Origin of the sequence: Nostoc sp. CHAB 5715 (assembly GCF_020829685.1) — a bacterium.
In the GTDB taxonomy this organism is placed as follows: Bacteria; Cyanobacteriota; Cyanobacteriia; order Cyanobacteriales; family Nostocaceae; genus Nostoc.
In genome coordinates this window covers 1-8027 of sequence record NZ_JAIVFR010000262.1, presented here as the reverse complement: position 1 = coordinate 8027, position 8027 = coordinate 1, and the positions used below count along the sequence as shown (strand labels likewise).

General features: G+C 44.5%; 4 protein-coding genes and 1 pseudogene. 3 read left to right on the top strand and 2 right to left on the bottom strand.

Features of this window, described 5'->3' with window-relative positions; genetic code table 11:
* Both LC574_RS16085 and LC574_RS16080 read left to right on the top strand, forming a co-directional pair.
* A pseudogene (locus tag LC574_RS16085) lies at positions 1–220 on the top strand (molecular chaperone DnaK); the annotation flags it as partial.
* A gap of 153 nt (positions 221–373) precedes the next feature.
* Positions 374–1369, top strand: a complete 996-nt coding sequence (locus tag LC574_RS16080) for a DnaJ C-terminal domain-containing protein (protein ID WP_229454444.1) — start codon at positions 374–376, stop codon at positions 1367–1369.
* Between the two features lie 35 nt (positions 1370–1404).
* On the opposite strand, the gene LC574_RS16075 is transcribed toward LC574_RS16080, so the two are convergent.
* Positions 1405–3336, bottom strand: a complete 1932-nt coding sequence (locus LC574_RS16075; protein WP_229454443.1) for a type I polyketide synthase — start codon at positions 3334–3336, stop codon at positions 1405–1407.
* A 147-nt stretch (positions 3337–3483) separates the two neighbouring features.
* A complete protein-coding gene (locus LC574_RS16070; RefSeq protein ID WP_229454442.1) occupies positions 3484–7248 on the bottom strand; it encodes an AMP-binding protein in 3765 nt (1254 codons plus the stop codon).
* 594 nt (positions 7249–7842) lie between these two features.
* On the opposite strand from LC574_RS16070, the gene LC574_RS16065 reads away from it, so the two are divergent.
* On the top strand, positions 7843–8027 hold a 185-nt coding region (locus LC574_RS16065; RefSeq protein WP_229454441.1), incomplete at its 3' end, for a hypothetical protein.

The following is an 8027-nucleotide window of genomic DNA, read 5'->3' as shown; positions in this document are numbered from 1 at the left end:
CATCTTTACTGGTGATAAAGATAAAGAACGCGAATCTCCCAGAGATACATATCGGAAACGCGACTCATACAGCAAGGACTATGGCAGAGATTACGGTAAAGACTATGGCAGAGACTATAGTCGAGACAGTCGTTCCTCCTATGAAAGCCGTCCGCCACGCAAATCCCGTCCCAGCTACCAAGATAACTGGGATGATGAACAAGACAATGATTGGTTGTAGTACTTTTAATAAAAGTTAGGAGTGAGGAGTGAGAAGTGAGGAGTGAGGAGTTAAAAATTAAATCTTTCAACTCCTAACTCCTAACTCCTAACTGTTCTGTCTTAATTAATCCAAAATTCAAAATCTAAAATCTAAAATTTAAATAACTGAACTATGCAAAATTTGCCGAATTTCCGCGATTACTACGAGATTTTAGGAGTATCTAAAGACGCCTCTAGTGAAGAAATTAAAAAGGTTTATCGGCGTTTAGCAAGGCAATATCACCCCGATCTCAATCCGGGTAACAAAGAATCTGAGGAAAAATTTAAGGATATTGGCGAGGCTTATGAAGTCCTTTCAGACTCAGCCAAGCGATCGCAGTACGACCAGTTTAGCCGCTACTGGAAGCAAAAAGGCTTTGCGGGCAACAAACAAGCGCCAAAGGCTAAAACCTGGCAGAGTGGCGCTAGCGATCGCAACGGCAATCAGGACGTAGATCCAAGCCAATTCTCTGATTTTGAAAGCTTTATTAATCAAGTTATCGGCGTCAAAAATAAAAATGCGGCAAGTAAGTCCAATAATGACAATACTAGCGATCCGTTTCGTTCCCCCAGAACAAAAGTTGCCTACACAGTTAGCACCCCACCTCGCACTACCCGTCGAGATATAGAAGCCAGATTAACGCTCCCACTAGAAAAAGCTTATCAAGGTGGTAATGAACGCATTCGTTTGGAAGATGGGCGATCGCTAGAAGTTAGTATGCCTCCAGGTATGGTAACAGGTCAAACCATCCGTTTGCGGAACCAAGGCGTTGGTGGTGGCGATTTATACTTAAAAATTACCGTTAATCCTCATCCATTATTTAAGTTAGATGGTTTAAATATCCTCTGCCAAGTACCAGTTACTCCCACTGAGGCAGTTTTAGGAGGACAGGTAGAAGCACCAACTTTGGACGGCCCTGTAAAAATGACCATCCCTCAAGGAGTTCGGTCTGGTCAAAAATTCCGGCTAGGGAATAAAGGCTACCCCAGCGATGATGGCAAACGTGGCGATCAATTAGTGGAAATTCAAATAGTTACCCCGAAAAATATTAGTCAAGAAGAACGGGAACTGTACGAAAAGTTACGGCAAATAGAAACCTTTAAACCTCGTGCTGATTTACTAACTTAGGGATGAGATATAGGAATCATATTTGATTTTTGAAATTATCTATGTAGGTGGGGAGTGGGGAGTGGGGGAAGATAAAGTAGATTTCGCAAATCTAAGCCTAAATAGGGATGCAATAACTCGCAGCAGTAATCAATCTGATGGCGAAAAGAGGATTGAGTCTCGTACAGTTCTCTACCCATATTGATATACTGGCTGCCTTGTCCGGTGAAGAGGAAGGCAATTTTAGAGACTTGACTTTTAGATATATCTGTAGTATTGTCTAAATAATTTACAATATTTTCATAACATAATATATAAGAATTGGCGGGTATCGCCAGACGATATTCAAAGTGCGATCGCCCAGCGTTAGCGGTAAAGCAAACATTAGCGAAGTCTGTATCCGGTGGCGTTGCTAGATAGTTTTTGTAGCGTTGGGCAAGTTCTCGTAATGCTTGGGGAGTTTTGGCACAGAGAGTAAGTAGGTGCAAAGGACGTTCAATAGCATCTGAATTTTGAATACTTCGGCTACGCTCAGTACAAGTTTCAAGTTTTGAATTTTGAATTGATGAAGGTGCATTTTCTAGGATGATATGCACATTTGTACCACTCATCCCAAAGGAACTAATACCTGCGAATCGCTGTTTATTCTGATCCTGCCAAGGAGTTAATTTTTGTGGGACGGCAACAGGTAATTGATCCCAAGGAATGTAGGGGTTGGGTTGTTGGAAATTGAGGTGGGGTGGAATTTGCTGGTGCTGGAGGGCAAGAATTACTTTGATTAATCCAGCAATTCCAGCGGCTCCTTCGAGATGTCCGATGTTGGTTTTGACGGAACCAATATACAACGATTCATCTTTAGTTCTACCTTCACCTAAAGCTTTGGCTAAGGCCAAAACTTCGATGGGGTCGCCCAACACTGTACCCGTGCCGTGGGTTTCTACATATTGAATTTGCTTAGGTTCTAACCGAGCATTTTTCAAAGCTTGACGAATTACCTCTGACTGCGCCGTGCCATTGGGGGCTGTCAAACCGTTGCTGCTACCGTCGTGATTTACTGCCGAGCCGCGAATCACCGCTAAAATTGGGTCATGGTTAGCGATCGCTTTTGAAAGTCGTTTCAGGACAACAATACCACAGCCTTCTCCCCGTCCATAACCATCTGCTGCGGCATCAAAGGTTTTGCAACGTCCATCTACTGCCAAAGCTTGCAATTTGCAAAAGCCAATCATTGGCTCTGGCGCTAATATCAGATTTACACCTCCCACCAATGCTAAATCAGATTCCCCTGTGCGGAGACTTTCAGATGCTAAATGCAGCGCCAGTAGGGAAGAAGAACAAGTTGTATCCAACTGCATCACCGGCCCTTGCAGTCCTAAGACATAGGCGATGCGTCCGGCGGTGATACTGCGAGTGTTGCCCAAACTGCTGTAAGCATCAATTTGTTTGGGATCGTTAGATGCAATGCTGTATTTGGCGTAGTCATCAAAACAGACACCAATAAATACTCCGGTGCGACTACCTTTCAACTGCTGAGGTGATTGTCCGGCTCGTTCCAATGCTTCATAGCTGACTTCCAGTAAAAGGCGTTGTTGAGGATCTATGGCTGCGGCTTCACGGGGAGAAATGCCAAAAAAGTGGGCATCAAATTGATCTACGCCGTCGATAAAATAACCGTAGCGGGTGTACATTTTTCCAGGCGTTTCAGGATTGCGATCGTAGTAAGCTGGTACATCCCAACGGTCAGAGGGAATCTCGCTCACCGCATTGACACCATTGTGCAAAAGTTGCCAAAATGCTTCGGGATTATTCGCACCACCCGGAAAACGACAAGCCATGCCAATAACTGCGATGCCTGCGGCGGGCAAAGCCAACGCTTCAGTTTGTTGTGACTCAATGGCTGCTAATTCTGCTCGTAACTGGCGCATTTCCAGTAAAGCATCCTTGAGCAAAGCTTGGTAGTTGATGTTTGGCGATGATGAATTGCTCATGATAAATATGGGTTTAATAATTTATAGCGTTTTACCCCACCCTAACCCTCCCGGATGTATTGGGGAGGGAACTGGATTTTTGATTTCCCCCCAATGCATTGGGGGATTAAGGGAGGTAATTCCTGGATCGCGATGAAACTTGTGTATTCATGAACGTGTCCTTTGTCGTGCTATGGCAATTTCTTGAGCTAATAGTTCTGCCATTTCTGCTGCTGATAAATCTTCTAATGAGGAAGATGAGGAGAACAAGAAAGAATTTACTCCCTCATCCCCCTCATCCCCCTCATCCCCCCCATCTCCCCCATCCCCTCCTGGCTGAGTTCTAAAGGTATCACTCAAATAACGGGCTAAATCTTCAATTGTGGGAAAATTCCAAGCGATGGTTGCTTCTAATCTCTGAGAAATACCCAACCATTCTTGTAAATCTTGAGCTAATTCTACCGCCGTAACAGAATCGATGCCGTAGTCAGCAAAGGCTTTCGTTGAGTCAATTTCTGAGATAGAAATGTGCAATTTATGACTCAGCCAATTGATTAGCCAGGTTTGGATTTCGGAATTAAACCCACCTTTTCTTAACTCTGTTCTTGGTAAAGGGAAGTTAGGAACAGTTAGATTCTGGGATGGATTTTCTAAGGAGACTGTTGATTTACGTAACAATTCATCTAGCTGATCCTCTTCACCTGCTAAAGTTTGTTCTAGATCACCAATTGTCTGTGCATACTCACTAATCAAATTAGCTGTTGTTTGCACGTTAGCTAATGGCAAGTTATCAGGTGCAAGATTTAAAGCTTGGTGGAGTTTCTCTTCAAACCGATTTTTGATCCAAGCGATCGCTCTTTGGATTTTCGCTGATTTATCTATCATACCTGCCATCGTTGCCCAAAGGATAGCATCACTCGCCAATTCCCCGAGTTGATGTGATGCCCAACGCTGGGTAGTTATATTATTAGTGAAGCGATCGCTAATTCTTTCTACTGCATCAGCTAATCTTTGAGCTACTTCTACTGCACCCAAAGTCTGAGTGAGAAATTGTTGCAGTGTTTCTCCCTGCTTCAGCACACACGCACCCAAAAATCCACATAAGGTTTCAGTCGGCCCTTCAAATATCCGAAAAACTCGTGCATCCCGAAGAATTTGTGGTGCTAGGTTGCTTTCGATATAACCGCGTCCACCCAAGGTTTGTACCAGTAAATCTGCTGATTGCCAGTAAAATTCTGGACCAGAAATTTTACAAGCTGTGTACGCTTCCACTGGCACGGTAATTCCTTGGTCGAGTAACTCACAAATTCGCATCACCAGGGTTTCAACTGCGGTAATTGCAGGTGTCAATTGCTCAAAGCGATGTAACACCACCGGATGCTCTAGCAATCGTCCGGTAGCAATTTGACGACGTTCACTGTAGCGCCACATCAGTTGGAGGCAGCGTTTCATCCCACCTACACAAGCAGCTGCGATCGCTAATCTACCATACATCATCGCATCCTGAGCAACACTCATCCCTGTCCCTAAAGCACCCAAAAGTTGCTCAGAGGTGACGGGAATATCTTCTAAATAAACAGTATTTTGTACCATTCCCCGCATTCCCATTGTCAGCGCTTCTTTTCCCTGCCGCAATCCAGGGCTACCCCGACGCACTGCAAAACCGCTAATACCTTGATGTTGATGCCAGACAAACACATTAATTACACCAGCCCAAGCCGCAGAACCACTCCAAATTTTTTCACCCCGCAACCGCCAACCATTACCATTTGCGATCGCTTGGGATGCGATCGCTTGGGGATTAGCACCTGCTCCCGGTTCCGTAAGGGCAAATGCTGCTAATTCCCTTCCCGTGGCAAGCATTGGCAGTAATTCTTCCTTCAGGGATGACGTGCCGTGCAGCAAAATTGGGCGAATTCCCAAGACGTTATTTAGTCCCACAAACAGCGCTAAGGTCGGATCTATTGCCCCCAACTGTTGTATAATCCTGATGGTGTCCGTATGTCCTAAACCCAACCCACCATAACTAGGCGGTACTTGCATTCCCAACAGCCCCTGATTACCGAAATCTAAGACAACGTGGGGCGGAATACAGCGCCGCTCATCTATCAGGCGGGAGTTAATATGTTCGTTAGCATAGTCCCGCAACCACTCAATCAGACGATCAGCTTGCTCCTCTTCCTTTCTTTGCGCCTTTGCGCCTTTGCGCGAACCTTTCATATCCGACTGCCCAGACGGCAATTCCCACTGATAAATCACATCCAAATTATGATCGAGAAATCCTGATTTGCAAGCGTGACGCTGCACCTTGCCACTAGAAGTCTTGGGGATACTGCTGGGTTTGAGTAAGCAAATAGCATACACCTGCAATTCATGTTCGCGGGAAATTGCCCCACGAATGGCTGTAATTATGGCTGCCGTATCAAGCCCTCGCCAAGCACTGCGTTCTACTTCCTGAACAACTACTAACCGTTCTTCACCTGAAACTTCTACATTGAAAGCCGCTCCCCAATGAGGATTTAACATCTCATGACTATGAGCAACGCTAGCTTCAATATCTTGAGGGTAATAATTCTGCCCTCTGATTATAATAACATCTTTTATCCGCGCAGTGACAAATAATTCTTCACCCCGTAAAAATCCTAAATCTCCCGTCCGTAAAAATGAACCTGATCCTGATGCCAAAGTCGCTCTAAAAGTTGCTTGTGTCTCCTCCACACGACCCCAGTAACCTTGAGCTACACTCGCACCCGTAACCCAAATTTCCCCTTCTTCCCCTTCTGAACACGGTTGTCGGGACTGCGGATCAACAATAATAACTGTTTGTCCAGCACTGGCACAACCACAGCCAACGATCGCCTTTTGGTCAATAAAAGTCTCAATAGTCGGTGCTTTGTCCTTATGTCCGCCAGTGACAAATAATGTTGCTTCTGCCAACCCATAACAGGGATAGAAGGCTTCGCGCCGAAACCCGTATTGAGCAAAAGTTGTGGCAAATTTTTCTAGGGTTTGCGCCCGAATTGGCTCTGCTCCGCTAAATGCGATTTCCCAACTACTCAAATCCAAATCTTGACATTCCTCTGGGCGAATATCGTCCAGACACATCTCGTAGGCAAAATTAGGAGCGCCGCTAGTTGTGGCGCGGGTTTGGGAAATTGTCTGTAACCAACGAATTGGTTTCTGGAGAAAGGCCACAGGAGCCATCAGTGTCACAGGGAAACCGCCATAAAGTGGCTGAAAAATTCCCCCAATTAAACCCATATCATGGTAAGGTGGCAACCAACTGACAACGCGACTACTAAGTGAATGTCCGAAGCGATGATAAATTTGTGCCAAGTTATGCAGTAGATTTCCATGACTTAGCATCACTCCCTTGGGTGTGCCAGTTGAACCGGATGTATACTGTAACATGGCGATGCTGTCTGAATTTAGGGAAGGATGTTGCCAAGCATCAGCCAAGTCTAAAGAAATGCCATCGGTAGTAATTATCGGCAGAGTAGCGATCGCTGTTTCTTTTGCAGCTTCCCTCAACGAGCTTGACAAAGCCACCGTCGTCAAAATCCCACTTGCTTGTGCATCTGTTGCGATCGCTAATAACCGAGCTAAATTACGATTGCGACGTGGTGGATACACAGGAACAGCAATCACACTAGCATAAAAACAACCCATGATTGCCGCAATCAATTCTAGCCCTGGTGGATACATCAGTAGTATACGCTCTTTTTGCCAATGCATCCCCTGTAAATGAGTTGCGATCGCCCGTGCTTGTTGATCTAACTCCCCATAGGTGAGACTAAGACTTTCTCTATCTTGGAGAAAATTGAACCCGATAGAGTTAGGCTGCTCCTGTATCCACAAGAGCAAAACATCCGGAAGTGTTACTGCTTCTTGTAGGGCTATTGAGAAAATTTCTCTTTGACGAGATATAATCATGCAACTAACTGCTTGAAGAGGGTATGAAATTGACTAACTAAGTTTGTGAAAAATGGCGTTGCTGATTAAGAGTATGAATTTATTCTCGCGCAAAGGCGAGCCAGTGCGTTGGACGGGTTAAGAGGCTTGAAGCAACTGGCGTCGCAAAGACGCAAAAGCAAGAGTTTTAAACACTAGATTTTGGAATTTCATACTTCAATTCAGCAACGCCCTAAATTTGTGAAAAATTTGCACGTTACCGCTAATTTTATGTGCAACTATAGCAACCACTATAAAAATATCATTTTTTTTGCAATCTAACCTATGCAACATAGGATATATTATTTTTCATAATACTTCTCAATAAGTTTAGTAAAATTCACCATCTTATGTGATAGTTATCACAGTCAATTTTTTTTAACGAACCGCCAAGACGCAGAGGACACAGAGAGAAGAAAGAAATGCTTAACTGAACTGTATTGGTTTTTAGACCACACTCTTGATTTCTCTGTGCGCCTGGAGCGTCTGGAGCGTGAGATAAAAAAGATGTGGTAGATTCACCTGAAATAAAGCCAGCAGCAACGCAATTTTTAGTGTGAGTGAGGAAACTTTGACATGACGTGGAATTATTGGCAACCATCGATGGGAGTTGCTAGCGTAGTAACTCTTTTAGCATTACAGCCAGCTTGGGCAGCACCCATTCCTGTCACAGGAGTGCAACTCAATTCTAACAACCAAGGTTTAGAAATTGTCCTCCAAACACCAACGACAGAATTTTTAAACACCATAACAACCAGCGA